The sequence below is a fragment of the Micromonospora sp. A3M-1-15 genome, from assembly GCF_024213425.1.
In the GTDB taxonomy this organism is placed as follows: domain Bacteria; phylum Actinomycetota; class Actinomycetes; order Mycobacteriales; family Micromonosporaceae; genus Micromonospora; species Micromonospora chersina.
In genome coordinates this window covers 254,892-273,712 of record NZ_JANAVK010000001.1, presented here as the reverse complement: position 1 = coordinate 273,712, position 18,821 = coordinate 254,892, and the positions used below count along the sequence as shown (strand labels likewise).

The window sequence follows — 18,821 nt, the reverse complement described above, 5'->3', positions numbered from 1 at the left end:
GCCGCCCGCCCTGGAGAACACCATGTCGACCCATGACTTCGTCGCCGTCGGGCTGGGCCCGTACAACCTCGGCCTGGCCTGCCTGACCGCCCCGATCGACGACCTCGACGGCCTGTTCCTGGAGGCCCGCAACGACGTCGACTGGCATCCCGGCATGCTGCTGGAGAGCGCCCACCTCCAGACCCCGTTCCTCGCCGACCTGGTCACGCTCGCGGACCCGACCTCGCCGTACTCCTTCCTCAGCTACCTCAAGGAGACCGGCCGGCTCTACCCCTTCTACATCCGGGAGAACTTCTTCCCGCTGCGCGCCGAGTTCGACGCCTACTGCCGGTGGGCGGCCGCCAAACTGCCCGCCGTCCGGTTCGGACACGAGGTCACCGCGATCGAGCACGACCCGGTCGACGACCGGTACGTGGTGCACGCCCGGGCGGGCGGCCGGCAGGTGACCCACCGGGCCCGCCGGCTCGTGCTCGGCACCGGCATGCCGCCGTACGTGCCGCCGGCCTGCGAGGGGCTGGGCGGCGACGTGATCCACAACTCGCGGTACCGGGAGCACCGGGCGGCGCTGCGCGGCAAGCGGAGCATCACCGTGGTCGGCAGCGGGCAGAGCGCCGCCGAGATCTACCACGACCTGCTGGCCGACATCGACAGCCATGGCTACCAGCTGAACTGGGTCACCCGCTCGCCGCGCTTCTTCCCGCTCGAATACACCAAGCTCACCCTGGAGATGACCTCCCCGGACTACGTGGACTACTTCCACGCCCTGCCCGAGCCGACCCGCTACCGCCTGGAGGCCGAGCAGAAAGGGCTGTTCAAGGGGATCGACGCCGAGCTGATCAACGCGATCTTCGACCTGCTCTACGTGAAGAGCGTCGGCGGCCCGGTGCCCACCCGGCTGCTCACCAACACCGAGCTGACCGACGCGGCCCACGACCCGGCGCGCGGCACGTACGCCCTCGGGCTGCACCACGTCGAGCAGGGCCGCGACCTCACCCTGGAGACCGAGGGGCTGGTGCTGGCCACCGGCTACCGCTACCGGGTGCCCGCCTTCCTGGACCCGATCCGGGACCGGCTCCGCTTCGACGGGCACGGCCGCTTCGACGTGGCCCGCAACTACAGCATCGACCACACGGGACGGGGCGTCTTCCTCCAGAACGCCGGCACCCACACGCACAGCGTCACCTCGCCCGACCTGGGCATGGGCCCGTACCGCAACTCCTGGATCATCCGGGAGCTGACCGGCCGCGAGCACTACCCGATCGAGAAGAGCATCGCGTTCCAGGAGTTCGGAGTGGCGTCATGACCGTGGCCACGCACCGCCGGGACGACCCGCGGCTCGGCGAGTTCAGCCTCCGCCCGCTCGACCCGGACGCCGACGCCGCGCTGCTGCACGGCTGGGTCACCCACCCCAAGGCGTTGTTCTGGATGATGCGGGACGCCGACGTGGCCCGGGTCGCCGAGGAGTACCGGCGGATCGCCGCGCACCCGCACCACGACGCGTACCTCGGGTCCTGGCAGGGCCGGCCGGCGTTCCTGGCCGAGCGCTACGACCCGGCCCGGGTCGAGCTGGTCGGCCTCTACGACCCGGCCGAGGGCGACGTGGGGATGCACTTCCTCTGCGCGCCGACCGACACGCCGGTGCGTGGCTTCACCCTCGCCGTCATCACCACGGTGCTGGACTGGCTCTTCGCCGACCCGGCCACCGGCCGGGTGGTGGTCGAGCCCGACGTGCGCAACACCGCCGTGCACGCGCTGAACGCGGCCGTCGGCTTCACCGTCGTCGGCCCGGTCGCCAAGCCCGAGAAGACCGCCCTGCTCAGCGTGTGCACCCGCGAGCAGTTCCTGGCCGCCACCCGCAGAGAGGCCCCCGCGTGACCACCCCCGCCGCCGCCGTCGACCACCTCACCCCCGAACTCTGGGCCGCCGCCAACCGCCGGCTCGTCCGCAAGGCCCTGGCCGAGTTCGCCCACGAACGGCTCATCACCCCCGAACCGCAGGGCCCCGGCCACTACCGGGTACGCGGCGACGACGGCAGCGTCGAGTACCGCTTCGCGGCCCGGCAGCTCAGCCTGAACCACTGGTGGATCGACTCCGCCGGCCTGACCCGGCACGTCGACGGGCGGGAGGCCCCGCTGGACGCGGTCGACCTCTGCCTGGAGCTGCGCGGCGCGCTCGGCCTCACCGACGCCGTCCTGCCGGTCTACCTGGAGGAGATCACCTCCACCCTGGCCGGGCTCGCGTACAAGCTGGCCCGGCCCGAGTCGGACGCGGCCGAGCTGGTCGGGGCCGACTTCCAGCAGATCGAGACGGCGATGACCGAGGGTCACCCGTGCTTCGTGGCCAACAGCGGCCGGATCGGCTGGGGCGTGCACGACCACCACCGGTACGCCCCGGAGGCCGGCCGGCCGGTCCGGCTGCTCTGGCTCGCCGCCCACCGCGACCACACCACCTTCACCTGCGCCGCCGACCTGGACTACGACACCCACGTCCGCGCCGAACTGGGCGCGGAGACCCTCGCCGGGTTCGCCCGTACCCTCACCGGGCTCGGCCTCGACCCGGCCGACTACCTGCTGCTGCCCGTGCACCCCTGGCAGTGGTGGAACAAGCTGGCCGTCACCTTCGCCGGCGAGGTGGCCCGGCGACGCCTCGTGCCGCTGGGCGAGGGGCCGGACGAGCACCTCGCCCAGCAGTCGGTGCGCACCTTCTTCAACGTCACCGACCCGCACCGGCACTACGTGAAGACCGCGCTCTCCGTGCTCAACATGGGCTTCATGCGCGGGCTGTCCGCCGCGTACATGGAGCGCACCCCGGCCATCAACGACTGGCTGGCCGACCTGATCGCCGCCGACCCGGTGTTCCGGCGGACCGGGCTGACCATCATCCGGGAGCGGGCCGCCATCGGCTACCGGCACCGGCAGTTCGAGGCGGCGACCGACAGGTACTCGCCGTACCGGAAGATGCTCGCCGCGCTCTGGCGGGAGAGCCCGGTGCCGGGCCTGGAGCCCGGGCGGCGGCTGGCCACCATGGCGTCGCTGCTGCACGTCGACCGGGCCGGTCGCTCGTTCGCCGGTGCGCTCATCGCCGCGTCCGGGCTGGCCCCGGCGGACTGGCTGCGCCGCTATCTGGACGCCTACCTGGTGCCGCTGCTGCACGCGCTGCACGCCTACGACCTGGCCTTCATGCCGCACGGTGAGAACGTCATCCTGGTGCTCCGCGACGGCGTGGTGGAGCGGGTGGTCTTCAAGGACATCGCCGAGGAGATCGTGGTCATGGACCCGGCGGCCGACCTGCCCGAGGCGGTACGCCGGATCCGCGCCGCCGTCCCCGAGGACGAGAAGGTGCTCTGCGTCTTCACCGACGTGTTCGACTCGTTCCTGCGCCACCTCAACGCCATCCTGGCCACCGAGGGCATCGCCGACGAGGAGACCTTCTGGCGGACCGTGGCCGAGTGCGTCCGCGCCTACACCGGGTCGGTGCCGCATCTGGCCGACCGGCACGACCTGTTCGCCGAGGAGGTCCCGCTCTCCTGCCTGAACCGGCTGCAACTGCGCGACAACCAGCAGATGGTCGACCTGGCGGACCCGTCGGCGGCGCTCCAGTTCGCGGGAACGCTGGCCAACCCGCTCGCCCCGCACGCCCCGCGGCCGTGAGCGCCCTCGCGGCGCCGGTCGCCCCGGTCGGGCCGGCGGTCCTGCGGCACCGCTGGTGGATCCTGGCCGTGCTGTGCCTGGCCCACGTCACCGTGGTGCTGGACAACACCGTGCTCACCGTGGCGGTGCCGGTGCTCACCACCGAACTGGGCGCCAGCACCAGCGACGTGCAGTGGATCATCAACGCGTACGCCCTGGTCCTGTCCGGCCTGCTGATCAGCGCCGGCAGCGCGGCCGACCGGTACGGCCGGCGGCGGATGCTGCTGGCCGGCCTCGTGCTGTTCGGCGCCGGCTCGCTTGCCGCCGGGCTGGCCACCACCACCGGTCAGCTCATCGCGGCCCGGGCCGGCATGGGCGTCGGAGGCGCGCTGCTGGTCACCGCCACCCTGGCGGTGGCCGTGCAGGTGTTCGAGGGCCCGGCGCGCCAGCGGGCCATCGGGGTCTGGGCGGCGACCAGCGCGCTGGGTTTCGCCGTGGGGCCGCCGGTCGGCGGGACGATCCTCGCCCACCTGCCCTGGCAGGCCATCTTCCTGGTGAACGTGCCGGTGGTGCTGGTCTGCCTGATGGCCGTCCGGCTGCTGGTGCCGGAGTCCCGCAGGGCCGCCACCGGCCGCCTCGACGTGCTCGGCGTGCTGCTCTCCACGGCCGGGCTCACCGGCGTGGTCTGGGCCATCACGGCCGGGCCGGAGGAGGGGTGGACCGCCCCGGCGGTGCTCGCCGCGGCCGCCGCCGGCGCCGTGCTGCTCGGCGTCTTCGTGGCCTGGGAGCAGCGGGTCGCCGACCCGATGCTCGACATGGGGCTGTTCCGGGACCCCCGCTTCGCGGGCGCGGTCTCCGGCGTCGTGCTGATCACTTTCGGCGCGACCGGCGCGCTGTTCCTGCTCACCCAGCACCTGCAGTTCGTCCGCGGCTATCCGGCCTGGGAGGCCGGGCTGCGGATGGCGCCGTTCGCGCTCTCCATCGTGGCGCTCAACCTCACCGGCGTGGCCGCCGCGCTGATCCGCCGCACGGGTCGGCCGGCCGCGGTCGCCGTCGGGATGGCGCTGCTCGCCGTCGGCCTGCTGGCCGTGACGTACACCCCGGGCGACGGCTATCCGGCGCTGCTCGGCGGACTGCTGCTCATGGGGGCCGGCTGCGCGCTGGCCAACCCGGCGATCGTCGAGGCGGTGGTGAGCGCCCTGCCGCCGGAGCGGGCCGGCGCCGGGGCGGGTGTCGACGGCACCATGACCGAGGTCGGTGGCAGCCTGGGCGTGGCCGTGCTGGGCGCGGTGCTGAACGCGCGGTTCGCCGCCCTGCTGCCGGCCGCGCTGGCCGGGGCCGGCTCGTTCCCCGCCGCGCTGGCCGCCGCCGGCTCCGACCGGGACCGCGCGCTGGTCCGGGACGCCTTCCGGGTGGCGCTGGAGACCGGGCAGACGGCGGGGGCGGTGGCCGTGCTGGCCGGTGGGCTGGTCACCGCCTACCTGCTGCACCGCGCCCGGCACCGGTGACGGCGCCGGGCGCGGCCCACCCGGGGCGCCGGGGTCGACACGGACGAGCGGCCGCCCGGGGAGGGGCGGCCGCTCGTCGGGGCGGGTCCGGTCAGGCGGCGGTGGACCAGATGGCGCGGAACGCGGCGGCCTCGCCGGCCAGCCACTGCTCGACCTGCTCCGGCTTGACGTCGGCCGGCATCCGGTGGGACTCGCCCCGCCGGACGTCGACAAGCACCGGCTCGGCGTGCGGCAGGACCGCGTCCATGTGCCGGGCCATCAGGTGCAGCGTCGCCAGGGTCGTCTCCTCGCTCGGCGGGGCCTCGTCGAAGTGCAGCCGGATCGCCTCGGCGCGGCCGTCGGCGTAGCGCACGCCGAACTGCGGGTTGATCTTCACGGGCAGGTCGCCCAGCATGGCCAGCGCGTCGCGGGTCTGGGCCAGGTCGACGCCGGCCGGCTCGCCGAGCGAGTGCAACCAGGTGGTCGCGCCGGGCACCAGCGCCTCGTAGAGCGGGCGCCAGCGTGGCTTGACCAGGTCGGCGATCTGGGCCAGGTGCGTCCCGCCGGTGTGGAAGGCGACGTCGGCCTTGAGCGCCTTGACGAACTGGCCGTGCGGGTTGAAGCCGTGCCGGCTCGCCCGCTGCTTGCGCAGGCCGCCCACGAAGGTGGCCTTGGTGGGTCCGGTGCGGTCCACGTAGCGGGTGAACCCGAGGAGGGTGGCGTAGGGGGTGACAGGGGCGGAGGTGGGCGCGGTCACGAGCATCCTCCCAGGTCAAAAGCTCGATTAGTACATACATTCTAATCGACGGGTCTGACATCGCCCAGGGGTCTGGAGTGGCCTCTTCGCACGGGACATCGCGGATGCTGGTCATCAACTAGAGTGCGGGCTTCCTTCGTTCTCTCCCGGAGCACACACATGACATCCCTCACGGCCCGTTGGCCCCGCCTCGCCGCCGGCGCGGCGCTGCTGGCGATGACCGCGCTGGTCGGTTTCTCCGCCCCGGCCCACGCGGCGGACGCGCTGCCCGATCTCTCCGTCTCGTTCGACCGCGACCCCGTCGCGGAGATCGACAACAGCGGCACCACCATCGGCATGTACGTCTACAACTACGGCGAGGCCGACGCGACCGCGGTGACCGTCACCCTCGACCTGAGCAAGCTCTCCGACGCGGTCACCGCCTCCGTGTCGGACTGGGACGACACCTGCAAGCTGGCCGATGCCAAGGTCACCTGCACGGTGGGCAGTCTCGCGGCGGGACAGGTCACCACCGTCTACCCGGTGTCACTGGCCAGCCGCACGGGCGCCACGCCCGGCGACGCGGGCTCGGTCACCGTCACGATCGCCGGCGCGGAGGACGACGCCAACCCCGGCGACAACACGACCAGCTTCCCGGTCACCGTGGTCGCGTCGGGCCCCGACCTGGTCGCCGCCGCCGACAACCTGAACGACAAGGCGCACCCGGTCGGCCCGGGCGACCGCGTCCCGCTCTACAGCGGTGTCCTCAACGAGGGCGACAGCCCCGCGACGGACTTCACGGTCCGGGTGGACCTGCCCACCGGCGCCACCTTCGTCGAGCGGTACAGCGACTGCACCTACGTCGACTACTACCCGAAGGACACCGGCGCGCCCTACGTGTACGGGCCGAGCCAGGTCACCTGCACGGTGCCGCTGACGCTCAAGCCCGGCGAGGGGCTGCTGCTGTTCGACGACGAAACCGGCGCCTCGCTGTTCAACATCACGTTCGGCCGTAACCTGCCCGGACCGGACGAGAACTACGCCGCCTTCAGCACGGCCCTGGCCGGCGAGGCGGAGGCGGCGAAGAAGGTCGCGGCCACCAAGGGCAACGGCCCGTCGTTCGCCTCCGCCGCCGAGAAGCTGCACGCCAAGGCCGTGCAGGCGGGCCTCGCCAAGCGGTCCGTCGTGGAGCGTGAGCTCGACGAGTCGGACAACTACGCCGACATCCAGTTCTGGACCAAGAAGAACACGCTCGACGTCGCCGTCACCGCCCCGCCGGTGAAGGGCACCGTCGGGCAGACGGTCGACCTCACCTACGAGGTCGTGAACAACGGCCCGTCCGACGGCGGCGGCCCCGGCGTCGTCATCACCGCGCCGAGCGGCACGGTGCTGCTGCCCGCCGACTGGTGCTACACCGACGGCACCCCGGGCAAGCAGCTGCCGGAGTCGGCGAAGCTGCGCTGCAACTTCGAGAGCGAGTTCCCCAGCGTCTTCTCCGGCTACGGCCGGATCAAGGCCACCGTCAAGCTGAAGATCAAGTCAGCTCCGGGCACCGACGGCACGATCGTGGTCGACGGCGCGACCTCCTCCACCGAGTCGAACCCGGCGAACAACACCGCCCGCATCGTCATCACCGGCGGCCAGGGCGGCTCCGGTGACGGCAGCGGTGGCTCCGGCGGCGGCCTGCCGGTCACCGGCGCCCCGGCCGTCGCGCTGGCCGGCGTCGGCGCCGCCGTGCTCGCGCTCGGCGCCGTGCTGTTCGTGATGTTCCGTCGTCGCCGCGTGGCGTTCCAGACGCCGCGCGACTGATCCGCCGACGCCGCGGGGGTGGGCCGGTCTCCGGTCCACCCCCGCGGCGCGAGCGGGGTCAGAGCTGTCCGACGTCGACGATCCGGATCACCGCGGCGCCCGCCTCGTCGGAGGCGGCGAGATCGATCTCGGCGCTGATGCCCCAGTCGTGGTCGCCGTCCGGGTCGTCCAGGATCTGGCGTACGGTCCACTTCTCCCGGCCCTGCTCGATCATCAGCAGCGCCGGCCCGCGCGCGTCCGGCCCCACCCCGATCGAGTCGTACGCCTCGAAGTACGGCTCCAGCGCGTCCGCCCACGCGTCCGCGTGCCAGCCCTGCTCGGCGTCCAGCTCCCCGAGCAGGTCCCAGCGGCGCAGGGCGGCCAGCTCGACCCGGCGGAACAGCGCGTTGCGCACCAGCACCCGGAACGCCCGGGCGTTGCGGGTGACCGCCGGCGGCCGGTCGTCCAGCGACGCGGCCACCTCGGCGACGTCGGACGGGTTGCGCAGCCGCTCCCACTCGTCGATCAGGCTGGAGTCGACCTGGCGGACCAGCTCGCCCAGCCACTCGATGAGGTCGACCAGTTCCTCGGTCTTCGCGTCCTCGGGGACGGTCTGCCGCAGCGTCTTGTACGCGTCCGCGAGGTAGCGCAGCACCAGGCCCTCGGAGCGGGACAGCCCGTAGAACTGGACGTACTCGGGGAAGGTCATGGCTCGCTCGTACATGTCGCGGACCACGGACTTGGGGGAGAGCTGGTGGTCGGCGACCCAGGGGTGGCCCTGCCGGTACATCTCGTACGCCGAGTCGAGCATCTCGGCGAGGGGCTTCGGCCAGGTCACCTCGTCGAGGAGTTCCAGGCGGGCCTCGTACTCGATGCCCTCGGCCTTCATGGCGGCGACCGCCTCGCCGCGGGCCTTGAACTGCTGCGCGGAGAGCACCTGGCGCGGGTCGTCGAGGATCGACTCGATCACGCTGAGCACGTCCAGCGCGTACGACGGGGATTCCCGGTCCAGCAGCTCGATGGTGGCCAGGGCGAGCGGGGAGAGCGGCTGGTTGAGCGCGAAGTCGAGCTGGAGGTCGACGGTGAGCCGCACCCGGCGGCCCTGCTCGTCCGGCTCGGGCAGCTCCTCGACCACGCCGCCGGCCCGCAGCGCCCGGTAGATGGCGATGGCCCGGCGGATGTGCCGGCGCTGGGCGGCCCGGTCCTCGTGGTTGTCGGTGAGCAGGTGCCGCATCGAGGCGAACGCGTCGCCGGGGCGGCCAATGACGTTGAGCAGCATCGAGTGGCTGACCTGGAAGCTGGAGGTCAGCGGCTCGGGTTCGGCCTCGACCAGGCGCTGGAAGGTCGGCTCGCCCCAGCCGATCGAACCCTCCGGCGGCTTCTTCTTCACCACCTTGCGGCGCTTCTTCGGGTCGTCGCCCGCCTTGGCCAGCGCCTTCTCGTTCTCGATGACGTGCTCGGGGGCCTGCACCACGACCCGGCCGAGGGTGTCGAAGCCGGCCCGCCCGGCCCGGCCGGCGATCTGGTGGAACTCGCGGGCCTTGAGCAGCCGGGTCCGGGTGCCGTCGTACTTCGACAGGCCGGTGAAGAGCACCGTGCGGATCGGCACGTTGATGCCGACGCCGAGGGTGTCGGTGCCGCAGATGACCTTGAGCAGCCCGGCCTGGGCCAGGGTCTCCACGAGGCGGCGGTACTTGGGCAGCATGCCGGCGTGGTGCACGCCGATGCCGTGCCGGACCAGCCGGGACAGCGTCTTGCCGAAGCCCGAGGTGAACCGGAAGTTGCCGATCGCCTGGGCGATCATGTCCTTCTCGGCGCGGGTGCACACGTTCACGCTCATCAGCGCCTGGGCGCGCTCCAGCGCGGCGGCCTGGGTGAAGTGCACGACGTAGACCGGGGCCTGCTTCGTCGCCAGCAGCTCCTCCAGGGTCTCGTGCAGCGGTGTCATCGCGTACGAGAAGAGGAGCGGGACCGGCCGCTCGGCCGAGCGGACGACGGCGGTCGGCCGCCCGGTGCGCCGGGTCAGGTCGTCCACGAAGCGGGTGGTGTCGCCGAGCGTCGCGGACATCAGGACGAACTGGGCCTGCGGCAGCTCGATGATCGGCACCTGCCAGGCCCAGCCCCGGTCCGGCTCGGCGTAGAAGTGGAACTCGTCCATGATCACCTGGCCGACGTCGGCCCGGGCGCCCTCGCGCAGCGCCAGGTTGGCCAGGATCTCCGCGGTGCAGCAGATGATCGGGGCGTCGGCGTTGACGCTGGCGTCGCCGGTGAGCATGCCGACGTTCTCCGCGCCGAAGACCTCGCAGAGGGCGAAGAACTTCTCCGACACCAGCGCCTTGATCGGCGCGGTGTAGAAAGTGGTCCGGTCGTCGGCCAGCGCCGCGAAGTGCGCGGCGATCGCCACCAGGCTCTTGCCCGAGCCGGTCGGCGTATTCATGATCACGTTCGCGCCGGAGACGATCTCGATGACCGCCTCCTCCTGGTGGGGGTAGAGGTCGAGACCGCGCTCGGACGCCCAGCCGGCGAACGCGTCGTAGAGGGTGTCGGGGTCGGCGCTCTTCGGCAGCGCGGCGGTGAGAGTCATGGCGGCTCCCATCGTGCCTGGATCATGGGCCCCCGCGCCAACCGGGTTCAGCGCCGCCGGTGGATCAGGTCGAAGATCTCCCGCCCGGCGGTCAGCGCCCGGCGCTCGAACTTGGTCACCGGCCGGTGCGCCGGGCGGGGCGCAAAGCCGCCGTGCACGTCGACCAGCCCCGGGTCGGCGGCCAGCGTCTCCCGCATGGCCTCGGCGTATTCCGCCCAGTCCGTGGCGCAGTGCAGCGTCCCGCCGGGGACCAGCCGGGAGCGCAGCAGCGCCACGTGCGCCGGCTGGATGATCCGCCGCTTGTGGTGGCGCGCCTTCGGCCACGGGTCGGGGAAGAAGACGTGCACCGCGTCCAGGCAACCCTCGGGCATGGCCCGGACCAGGTCCAGCGCGTCGCCCTTGGCGACCCGGACGTTGCCCAGACCGTGCCGTTCGACCAGTTCGAGCAGGTTGGCGATTCCGGGCGTGTGCACCTCTACCGCCAGATAGTGTCGGTCCGGGTCGGCGGCCGCCATGGCGGCGGTCGCGTCGCCCATGCCGGATCCGATCTCCAGCACCAGCGGCGCCCGCCGTCCGAACAGCGCCGCCGGATCGCACGGCCCGTCCAGGTCGTCGATCTCCAGGCCGTACGCGGGCCAGAGCCGGGCCAGCGCGTCGCGCTGCCGGTCGCTCATCCGCCCGCGACGCGGGTGGAAGGTGCGGATACGGGCGGCGTGGGCCGGCGGCGCGGCGCTGAAGTCGGTGGAGGTCACAGCGACCCGAGCGTACGCGACCGCCGGAGCGGATCGGATGTGATGTGCGGCCCGGGGTGAGAGGATTCATCCCAGTACGGCACGACGGGTGGCCCGCCGCCCGTCACCGCCGGCGCGGGGCCGGGAGGGGGCATGGTGTCAGTCACGGGACGTGCGGCGCTGCTGGTCGCGGCCGCCGCGTGCACCGCCCCGCTGGTCGGCGCGGCGCCCGCCCAGGCCGGCCCGCCCGCCGCCGCTCCGGTGCTCGCTGCCGAGCCCGCGCCCGGGCAGCCGGGAACGCAGCCGTCGCCCGCCGACGTGGTCTTCGTGGAGGTCACCCCGAGCACCGTCGAGCCCGGCTTCCTGGTCGGCATCCGGGCGAGCTGCCGGGACAACTCGGTGCCGGCGACCGTGGTCTCCGACGCGTTCGGCCGGATCCAGGTGCAGCCGCAGCGCGGCCTGCTCACCGCATCGCCGATGGTCCGCGACCGCACCCGCCCCGGCAACTACCGGGTCAAGCTGGAGTGCCCCGGCGGGCAGACCGCGTCCACCATGCTCCAGGTGGTGGAGCGGGTGCAGCCCAGCCGCGGGCCGGCGACCGGCTTCGGCGGCACCGCCGGCGGCAGTGGCCTCGGCGGCCTGCTGGTGCCGGTCGGGCTCGGACTGACCGTGGTCGGCGCGGTGGTCGGCGTGGTCGCGTCCCGCCGGCAGCCCCGTACCCTCCGTGGCGCCGCCCGGCGCTGAGCCCCGCCATGGCCGCTGACCCGACCCCCCAGCCCACCGCCCGGGCGGCCCGGGCCCGCGCCCGCAGCCCGTGGTCCACGCCGCTCGCCGTGCTGCTCGTGCTGGTCGGGGTCTTCGCCACCGGTGCCGGCCTGGGCCGGACCGCCGGGCCGTTCGACTGGGCCGACGCGGCGACCGGGCCGAGCCGGCACAGCGCCGAGCCGACCCCGGCGCGGGAGCCGGCCAGCCTGCCGGTCCGCCTCGCCGTGCCGGCCATCAAGGTCACCGCCCCGGTCACCCCGGTCGGCCAGGCGCGGGACGGCTCGATCGCCGTCCCGCCGCTGACCGAGCACCACCAGACCGGCTGGTACAACCGCGGGGCGGTGCCCGGCGAGCCGGGCCGGGCGATCATCGTCGGGCACGTGGACACCAAGAGCGGGCCGGCGGTCTTCTACCGGTTGCACGACCTGAAGCCCGGGGACCGGATCGAGGTGACCCGAAAGGACCGCAGCGTGGTCACCTTCAAGGTCGACACCGTCGAGTACTTCGACAAGGCCAACCTCCCGGCCGACCGGGTCTACGGCGACTCCGGCCCGGCGGAGCTGCGGCTGATCACGTGTGGCGGCGAGTGGGTCGGCGGCCACACCGGCTACCAGGACAACGTGATCGCCTTCGCCTCACTCCTCGACACCCGCAACCCCTGACGCCGCGCCCGTGATCTACCTCCGGCTCGCCGAGCAGGCGGTGTCCCGGCCGCCGCCTCCCCGAGCCGGAGTCGACGACACGGCGGCCGGTGAGTGGAACGTCATGGATGTCTCGGCCGGCGGGAGACCTTCATGGCGTTCCACCGAGCGTCGTCGCGGTCCGCCCGGCGCTCCGCGTGCCTGCGCCGGTTCCGCATGCCGCTCCGGATCTTGGACAGTTACCGTTCAGAGCTAACGGCAACTGTCCAAGATCCGGAGGTCGGTCCAGCCAGGGCGGTCCCTGCGACGACGGATGAGTCGGCCGGCCGGATGGGGGCGCGCCTCTCGCCCCGGCTGGCTACTCCGATTCCGTGACGAAGACGCCCTGGCCCTGCTGTCCGTAGATGAGATTGCGCGCGTGCAGTTCCTTCACGGCGCGGTAGGCCGTCGACCTGGCGACGTTGTAGATCTCGCCGATCTCCGACACGGACGGCAGTTGTTGCCCGGGCGCGTATTCGCCAGCCCGGATCTTGGCCTCGATGTCGTCGGCGACGCGTCGGTAGTGCGGTGGTCTGGTCGGCATGATCGGCTCTCCTGGACTTCAGCGGAGATCATGTTTCCAGCCCGCACCTGACCGGGACAAGGCGACAACGCGGCGAAGTGGAGACAGTGAGAACTTGACTACAGTGAGACACTGAATACAGTGAGACAGTGGAACGGCTGCTCCTGGACTTCAGCAATCCGGGGTTTCCGGTCCCCTCGCCCCGGGCGCACGATGCAGCGGATTCCGCCCGGGGCGGGGCCCTCGCTCACTTGCGGAAGGCGTCGACCATGCCGATGGATGACGGCGACATCACGCCCGTCGACGAGCTGTTCGCGATGATGCGGATCATCGACACGCACTGGACCCGGGCGCTCGACCAGCCCTGGCGGGCCGGCGGCTGCCTGGAGTGCCGTGACCGGGACACCTGCCCGCAGCTCGACTGGGCACTGAAGCTCATGGCCGAGGTGGCCTCGACCATGTTCCAGAAGTAGGAGGCGGTCAGCCCTTGCCGGGCACGTGCTGGACGACCTCGAACTCCAGCAGCGTGGCGCCGGTGGCGACGGGCTTGCGCGGCTCGCCGCCCTCGCCGCCGGCGTGCGCGGCCCGGGACGGCCCCTGCGCCCACGCCTGGTACGCCTCTTCGTTCTCCCAGCGGGTGTAGACGAAGTAGCGGCTCTCCCCGGCGACCGGGCGGAGCAGTTCGAAGCCGAGGAAGCCAGGGGAGTTCTCCACGGCGCCGGCGCGGGCCGCGAACCGCTTCTCCAGCTCGTCGCCGGCACCGGGCGGGACGTCGATCGCGTTGATCTTCACGACTGCCATGGCTCCACCCTAACGAGCCGGGTCAGAACGTCTCGACGGTCGGCACCAACTCGGCGTCGACCACGATCGGGGCGTGGTCGGACGGGCCCTTGCCCTTGCGCGCCTCCCGGTCCACGTACGCCGAGGTGACGGCGCGGGCGAACGGCGCCGAGGCGTAGACCAGGTCGATGCGCATGCCCTTGTTCTGGTGGAACATGCCGGCCCGGTAGTCCCAGTAGGTGTAGGGGTGCGGGCCCTTCATGGGGGTGGGCACCACGTCGTCGAGACCGAGGTCGCGCAGCGCGGCCAGGGCGGCGCGCTCGGCCGGCGTGACGTGGGTGGAGGTGACGAAGAGCGCCGGGTCCCAGACGTCCGCGTCGGTCGGGGCGACGTTGAAGTCCCCGCACACGGCGAGGGGCAGCCCGCCGGCCAGCTCCGGCTCCAGGGCGTCCCGCAGCGCCGCGAACCAGGCCAGCTTGTACGCGTAGTGCGGGTCGTCGGGGGAGCGGCCGTTCGGCACGTACACCGACCAGACCCGCAGGCCGGCGCAGGTGGCCGAGATGGCGCGCGCCTCCGGCTCGGGGAAGCCCGGTTCGCCGGGGAAGCCGACCGCCACGTCGGCCAGCCCCACCCGGGACAGGATGGCAACCCCGTTCCACCGGCCGTCGCTGTGGCTGGCCGCCTCGTAGCCCAGCTCGCCCACCTCGGCGACCGGGAACGCCCCGTCGGGGCACTTGGTCTCCTGCAGGCAGACGACGTCGGGCTTCGTGGTGGCCAGCCAGTCGAGCAGCCGGGGGAGGCGGGCCTTCACCGAGTTGACGTTCCAGGTCGCCAGGCGCATGTCTCCAGCCTGCCGCATCGGCGGCCGCCCCGCCGGGTCACCCCCGCGGGGTGTCGGTGTCTCCGGGGCGGGTCTGCTCGGCGAGGAAGCGTTCCAGCTCGGCGCCGAGTTCGTCGGCGGTGGGCAGCGGGCCGGTCTCCTGGGCGAGCAGGTTCTTCTCGCCGCGGCCCCGGGCGAACGTGTCGTACTGCTCCTCCAGGGCCTGGACCAGCGTGGCCGCCTCCTCGGTCTGGGCGACCTGGCGGTCGATCTCCACCCGCACCACCTCGGCGGCGGAGCCCAGGCCGTCGCGGGGCAGCAGCAGGCCGGTGCTGCGGGACACGGCGGAGAGCAGCGCGTCGGCGGCGGCCGGGTACTCGGTCTGTGCGACGTAGTGCGGCACGTGCGCGGCGAAGCCCAGGGCGTCGCGGCCCTGCTCGCCCAGGCGGTACTCCAGCAGGTGGCCGACGCTGGCCGGCACCTGGACCTTCTGGAGCCAGGGCTCGTAGCCGGAGATCAGCTCGGGCCGGGTGGCGTGCGCCGTGACGCCGCTGGGCCGGGTGTGCGGGACGGCCATGGGGATCGAGTTGAGCCCGACGGTGAGCCGCACGTCGAGGCGGGCGGAGAGGGCGGCGACGGCGGCCACGAAGCGTTCCCACTGGAGGTCCGGCTCGGGGCCGGTGAGCAGCAGGAACGGGGTCTCGTCGTCGTCGCGGAGCAGGTGCAGCTCCAGCGCCGGGGCGTCGTAGTCGGCCCAGTGGTCCTCGACGAAGGTCATCACCGGCCGGCGGGAGCGGTAGTCGAAGAGCTGGTCGACGTCGAAGCGGGCGATGGGCCGCGCCTCCAGGGAGGTGAGCAGCTGCTCGCGGGCCAGCCGGGTGGCGTTGCCGGCGTCGACGAAGCCGGTGAGCGCCTGGATCAGCACCGGTTGGCCGAGGTCGGGCAGATCGTCGCTGAGTTCGTAGAGCTCGTGTGGGTCGAGCACCGGTTCGGACCTTCCTGTCGACGCGTACGGGTGGGCCGTGCGCGCACGGCCTCCCCGGTTCGGCCAACGTACCGGCCGCCGTGGTCCATTCCGTTACGGGCCGAACGATGATCACAGTTCGGTGTCGGTGACGGGATCGTTCCCCCTGACGGGCGAGGTCCGGTTCGGCCGAAAGGACGAGTTAGTCGATCACTGTTCCCGACGGGGAGGGCTGCGAGGTTCCTGCCCGGGGCGACGCGGCCCGGGGTGGACCGGAGGTTTTCCCGGGTCGCGAGGTCCGTCACGGGCCGCCCCGGGCCGCCGACGGATGTCCGGTTCTGGGAGTGCGAAGTGTGGCGAGGGCCACCCTTTGAGCCTGGGTGATCCCGGTTTGCCCTGTCTAGCCTCGTCGAATGCGTGACGACGGCACCCTCGACGACCAGTACGGCCTCGACGGCTCGGCTGACCGTTCGGACGATACCCCCTCGACCGTTCAGTCGACCGCTTCTTCGGCGGCCACCACTCCCCGTGGTTTCCTGCGTACCCGCTTCAACGCCCTCATGAACCCCCTCGCCGCCCGGCCCGGCCGGACGAAGATGGCCGTGGCCACCGGCGCGGTCTGCTGCCTCGGCCTGGTGGGCGGTTTCAGCCAGATCGGCGCCCGCGCGGCCGGCGACACCCCGAGCCCCGCCGTGTCGGCGGAGGCCGCCCAGCGGGCGGCCGTCGACGCCGCCTCCCGCGACCTGGACCGCGAGAGCACCGCCCCGGCGGCCACTCCGAGCGCCGCCACCCCGTCGGCCACCCCCTCGGCCACCGCGAAGCCCAAGCCCAAGGCGAAGCCCACGCCGCGCCGGATCGTCCCGGTCGCCGGCCTGGACCAGACCCAGATGAACAACGCCAAGAAGATCGTGCAGGCCGGCCGGGAGATGGGCGTGCCCCGTCGCGGCCTGGTCATCGCGGTGGCCACCGCCATGCAGGAGAGCACCCTGCTCAACTACGCCAGCGGCGTGCTGCCCGAGTCGCAGAACTACCCGCACCAGGCCATCGGCTGGGACCACGACTCGGTCGGGCTGTTCCAGCAGCGTCCGAGCAGCGGCTGGGGCACCGTCGAGGAGCTGATGGACCCGGAGTACGCCACCCAGGCGTTCCTCTCCGCGCTGGAGGAGATCCCCGGCTGGCAGGACCTGCCGCTCAGCGTCGCGGCCCAGGCCGTCCAGGTCTCCGCGTTCCCCGACGCGTACGCCCAGCACGAATGGCGCGCCAACGCGGTGGTCAAGGAGATCCTGGGCTGACCCGCGGCCGGGGTTGCCGGAGGGCCGGCCCGGGTACCAGGGACTTGCCGGTCCCGGGTACACATGGGAGGGGACCGCGGACAGGAGGACGTCATGTCACTGGTGCAACGGCTCAGCGCCTTCCTGCGGTCGCCCCGTGGCCAGCAGCTGGTCGACCGCGGCCGGCGCGAGCTGGCCAAGCCGGAGAACCAGGCGAGGCTCAAGCAGCTCGCCACCCGGCTGTCGTCCCGCCGGCGCTGACCGCTCCGCCCCCGCAGTACCGACCCCCGGGAGCCCCCTCGTGACCGACCCCGCCCCCGTCGACGGCGAGCCCACCGTTCCCCCGAAGCCGGCCCCGCCCGTGGACGCGAAGCCGGCCCCGCCCGTGGACGCGAAGCCGGCCGCGCCCGTGGACGCGCCCGAAGCGCCCCCGGCGAAGCTGTGGGACCGGATGCGGGACGACCCGCAGTACGCCCCGGAGCACCTGGCCCTGGAGGCGGTGCGCCGGCTCGGGCCGGAGGCGGCGCAGTGGGCCGAGCGGGAGCGGGCGCAGCGACCCGACGTACCCGCCGAGGAGCTGGCCGAGCAGGCGGTGCGCAAGTTCGTGAACCACGCCCGGCTCTCCGGCGCGGTCTCCGGTGTGGCCGGGCTGCCGGGCGCGGTCATCGACGTGGGCGTGCTGGCCTGGACCCAGGCCCGGCTGGTGCTGCACGTGGCGGCCGCGTACGGCGTCGACCCGGTCCACCCGGACCGGGCCACCGACCTGCTGGTGCTCCAGCGCGTGCACAAGGTCGCCGAGAGCGCCCGGCTCGCCCTCGGGGTGGCCGCCGGCCGGGAGCGGGCCGGCGCCCTGTTCGGCATGGGCGGGGAGCGCCCGCTGGGCCGGGTGATGCTCCAGCTCGGCGTGCGGCTGGCCCGGATGGCCGGGGTGCGCGCCGCCAAGCGGATGTTCGCCAAGGTGATCCCCGGCGCCGCGATCATCCTCGGCACCTGGGCCAACTCGTCGGCCACCAAGGACCTCGCCGACCGGGCCCGCGCCCTCTACCGGGGCGGCCCCCGGCAGGTGCCCGGCCCGCGCCGGCCCTGACGGCCGGCCCGGCCCACCCGGCTGCGGGGACGGTCAGTCGGCCCAGCCGGACGCGTCCCAGGTGACGTCGGCGAGCCGGTCCTGGCCGGCGGCGTTCGGGTGGAACCAGTCCAGCGCGTTCACCTCGTCTAGGCTGAACCGGGTCCGGTGCACCGCGCCGCCGTCCCACCGGCAGCGGGACCCGTACGCCCGGCAGGCGGCGCGCAGCTGCCCGTCGTACGCGTCGATCCGCTCGCGGAACCGGGCGCGCCGGGCCACCGCGGCCGGCGCGGTCGACGTGGCGTCGGCCAGCAGCGCCGGGCAGATGCCGCGCGACCAGGCCCGCACCGCCCGGGACTCGGTGTGCCCGATCTCCCAGAGCCGGTGGAGGTCGGGCAGGCTGACCACCAGCACCCGCGCCTTCGGCCGGCCCTTGCGCAGCACCGCCAGGGCCGCGTCGACCTGCTTGCGGAAGGTGGCCACCGGGGTCATCCCGGCGATGTCGTCGCGGCAGGCGTCGTTCGCCCCGATCAGCACGGTGACCAGGTCGGCCCTGTCGCGTACCGCGGCCCGGGCCTGGTCGGTGAGGCCGGCCGCGCGGGAGCCCGGGACGGCGCGGTTGTAGGCCCGCAGCGTCGGGTTGTCGTCGCGCAGCCGGCGGTAGAGGCTGTGCACCCGGATGCCGTCCCCGCTGGACCAGGAGTTGCGTTCGCAGCTCACCAGCACCAGGCAGGAGCCGAAGCCGGTGGTGACCGAGTCGCCGAGCGCCGTCAGCACCTTCGGCGCGCCGGGGGGCGCGGAGCCCGACGGGCGGGGCGACGCCGAGCCCTCGCCGTCGCAGGCGAGCGCGACCAGCGCCGCGAGGCAGGCCAGCGCGGCGATCCAACGTCGAGGCATACCGTCCCCCGTCCGGCGGCATGAAGCGGCGCGTCGACCCTATGCGCCTCGGCCGTCCGGACGGGGAGTCTGTCACCTTTCCGGCATCGACAACCGTCGT

Annotated in this window: 19 protein-coding genes; 11 read left to right on the top strand and 8 right to left on the bottom strand. The window is 73.2% G+C overall.

The window, feature by feature from the left end; genetic code table 11:
• Positions 1–22: 22 nt before the first annotated feature.
• The 4 genes from NLX85_RS01345 to NLX85_RS01330 are packed head-to-tail and all read left to right on the top strand — an operon-like array spanning position 23 to position 5,137.
• Complete coding sequence (locus NLX85_RS01345; protein WP_254331198.1) at positions 23–1,303, top strand: lysine N(6)-hydroxylase/L-ornithine N(5)-oxygenase family protein; 1,281 nt, start codon at positions 23–25, stop codon at positions 1,301–1,303.
• Positions 1,300–1,875: a GNAT family N-acetyltransferase gene (locus NLX85_RS01340; RefSeq protein ID WP_254331197.1), complete on the top strand. Its 576-nt coding sequence runs from the start codon at positions 1,300–1,302 to the stop codon at positions 1,873–1,875. Before NLX85_RS01345 ends, NLX85_RS01340 begins: the two co-directional genes overlap by 4 nt.
• The gene (locus tag NLX85_RS01335) at positions 1,872–3,650 is read left to right on the top strand and encodes an IucA/IucC family siderophore biosynthesis protein (RefSeq protein WP_254331196.1); all 1,779 of its coding nucleotides are present in this window, start codon (positions 1,872–1,874) and stop codon (positions 3,648–3,650) included. The genes NLX85_RS01340 and NLX85_RS01335 overlap by 4 nt, the downstream gene beginning before the upstream one ends.
• Positions 3,647–5,137 (top strand): MFS transporter, encoded by a 1,491-nt coding sequence (locus NLX85_RS01330; RefSeq protein WP_254331195.1) that lies wholly within the window; start codon positions 3,647–3,649, stop codon positions 5,135–5,137. Before NLX85_RS01335 ends, NLX85_RS01330 begins: the two co-directional genes overlap by 4 nt.
• Before the next feature lie 91 nt (positions 5,138–5,228).
• Here the strand turns inward: NLX85_RS01330 and NLX85_RS01325 are convergent, their stop codons facing one another.
• On the bottom strand, positions 5,229–5,873 hold the full coding sequence (locus tag NLX85_RS01325) for a hypothetical protein (protein ID WP_254331194.1): 645 nt from the start codon (positions 5,871–5,873) through the stop codon (positions 5,229–5,231).
• 159 nt (positions 5,874–6,032) lie between these two features.
• Here NLX85_RS01325 and NLX85_RS01320 point away from each other — a divergent pair, with 159 nt between their 5' ends.
• Positions 6,033–7,661 (top strand): peptidase, encoded by a 1,629-nt coding sequence (locus tag NLX85_RS01320; RefSeq protein ID WP_254331193.1) that lies wholly within the window; start codon positions 6,033–6,035, stop codon positions 7,659–7,661.
• A 58-nt stretch (positions 7,662–7,719) separates the two neighbouring features.
• Here NLX85_RS01320 and NLX85_RS01315 read toward each other — a convergent pair whose 3' ends face one another.
• The gene (locus NLX85_RS01315) at positions 7,720–10,224 is read right to left on the bottom strand and encodes an RNA helicase (protein WP_254331192.1); all 2,505 of its coding nucleotides are present in this window, start codon (positions 10,222–10,224) and stop codon (positions 7,720–7,722) included.
• Between the two features lie 47 nt (positions 10,225–10,271).
• Entirely contained in the window at positions 10,272–10,976 is a 705-nt protein-coding gene (gene trmB, locus NLX85_RS01310; RefSeq protein WP_254331191.1) for a tRNA (guanosine(46)-N7)-methyltransferase TrmB, read from the bottom strand.
• A 132-nt stretch (positions 10,977–11,108) separates the two neighbouring features.
• Here trmB and NLX85_RS01305 point away from each other — a divergent pair, with 132 nt between their 5' ends.
• On the top strand, positions 11,109–11,699 hold the full coding sequence (locus NLX85_RS01305) for a hypothetical protein (RefSeq protein WP_254331190.1): 591 nt from the start codon (positions 11,109–11,111) through the stop codon (positions 11,697–11,699).
• An 8-nt stretch (positions 11,700–11,707) separates the two neighbouring features.
• Positions 11,708–12,382, top strand: a complete 675-nt coding sequence (locus NLX85_RS01300; protein ID WP_254331189.1) for a class F sortase — start codon at positions 11,708–11,710, stop codon at positions 12,380–12,382.
• 337 nt (positions 12,383–12,719) lie between these two features.
• On the opposite strand, the gene NLX85_RS01295 is transcribed toward NLX85_RS01300, so the two are convergent.
• Positions 12,720–12,944, bottom strand: coding sequence for a winged helix-turn-helix domain-containing protein (locus NLX85_RS01295; protein WP_091310330.1), 225 nt, complete (start codon positions 12,942–12,944; stop codon positions 12,720–12,722).
• 248 nt (positions 12,945–13,192) lie between these two features.
• Between NLX85_RS01295 and NLX85_RS01290 the strand changes: the two genes are divergently transcribed.
• Positions 13,193–13,396, top strand: coding sequence for a hypothetical protein (locus NLX85_RS01290; protein WP_254331188.1), 204 nt, complete (start codon positions 13,193–13,195; stop codon positions 13,394–13,396).
• Between the two features lie 7 nt (positions 13,397–13,403).
• Here the strand turns inward: NLX85_RS01290 and NLX85_RS01285 are convergent, their stop codons facing one another.
• The 3 genes from NLX85_RS01285 to NLX85_RS01275 are packed head-to-tail and all read right to left on the bottom strand — an operon-like array spanning position 13,404 to position 15,508.
• On the bottom strand, positions 13,404–13,724 hold the full coding sequence (locus NLX85_RS01285; RefSeq protein WP_254331187.1) for an antibiotic biosynthesis monooxygenase: 321 nt from the start codon (positions 13,722–13,724) through the stop codon (positions 13,404–13,406).
• 22 nt (positions 13,725–13,746) lie between these two features.
• Positions 13,747–14,544: an exodeoxyribonuclease III gene (locus tag NLX85_RS01280; protein ID WP_091310320.1), complete on the bottom strand. Its 798-nt coding sequence runs from the start codon at positions 14,542–14,544 to the stop codon at positions 13,747–13,749.
• A gap of 37 nt (positions 14,545–14,581) precedes the next feature.
• Entirely contained in the window at positions 14,582–15,508 is a 927-nt protein-coding gene (locus NLX85_RS01275) for a proteasome assembly chaperone family protein (protein WP_254331186.1), read from the bottom strand.
• A 392-nt stretch (positions 15,509–15,900) separates the two neighbouring features.
• Between NLX85_RS01275 and NLX85_RS01270 the strand changes: the two genes are divergently transcribed.
• The 3 genes from NLX85_RS01270 (at position 15,901) to NLX85_RS01260 (ending at position 17,845) form a co-directional block, all read left to right on the top strand.
• On the top strand, positions 15,901–16,779 hold the full coding sequence (locus NLX85_RS01270) for a peptidase M23 (protein ID WP_254331185.1): 879 nt from the start codon (positions 15,901–15,903) through the stop codon (positions 16,777–16,779).
• Positions 16,780–16,872: 93 nt separating this feature from the next.
• Positions 16,873–17,019 carry a hypothetical protein gene (locus NLX85_RS01265; protein ID WP_254331184.1) on the top strand — a complete coding sequence of 49 codons (147 nt, stop codon included), beginning with the start codon at positions 16,873–16,875 and terminating at the stop codon, positions 17,017–17,019.
• Between the two features lie 40 nt (positions 17,020–17,059).
• Positions 17,060–17,845: an EcsC family protein gene (locus tag NLX85_RS01260; RefSeq protein ID WP_254331183.1), complete on the top strand. Its 786-nt coding sequence runs from the start codon at positions 17,060–17,062 to the stop codon at positions 17,843–17,845.
• A 33-nt stretch (positions 17,846–17,878) separates the two neighbouring features.
• Here NLX85_RS01260 and NLX85_RS01255 read toward each other — a convergent pair whose 3' ends face one another.
• A complete protein-coding gene (locus NLX85_RS01255) occupies positions 17,879–18,721 on the bottom strand; it encodes a GDSL-type esterase/lipase family protein (RefSeq protein WP_254331182.1) in 843 nt (280 codons plus the stop codon).
• Between the last annotated feature and the right edge of the window lie 100 nt (positions 18,722–18,821).